The organism is Candidatus Bandiella numerosa (assembly GCF_021811875.1).
Lineage (GTDB): Bacteria > Pseudomonadota > Alphaproteobacteria > Rickettsiales > Midichloriaceae > Aquirickettsia > Aquirickettsia numerosa_A.
The window spans coordinates 1-251 of the sequence record NZ_JAJBJD010000268.1; the positions used below are offsets into that span (position 1 = coordinate 1).

Annotated in this window: 1 protein-coding gene; it reads left to right on the plus strand. The window is 33.9% G+C overall.

Annotated elements, in window-relative coordinates:
• Positions 1 to 62: 62 nt before the first annotated feature.
• Positions 63 to 251 (plus strand): conjugal transfer protein TraN (gene traN, locus L8D11_RS05605; protein WP_236870670.1); only part of this gene is annotated, 189 nt, incomplete at its 3' end.

Here is a 251-nt window from a genome sequence, read left to right on the forward strand (position 1 = left end):
AAGATTTCATTCTAGCATTGGCTATAAAAAGCCCATGAATGTTTATTTAGAGGCATTGAAAAATGCTGCTTAATAATAGGAAGCAAAATTCTCAAAATTTTGTCTTGATTTTTCAGTCCACTATAAAATGTAGCGCAAGAGATAAGAATCTGGCGAAGATGAAGCAGGAAGAAAGGTGTGTAGAAATTGGGACGTTTTGTAGTAGTAGAGTATTGGGAGCGTGCATAATAAAAAGAACAACATATTGTTGT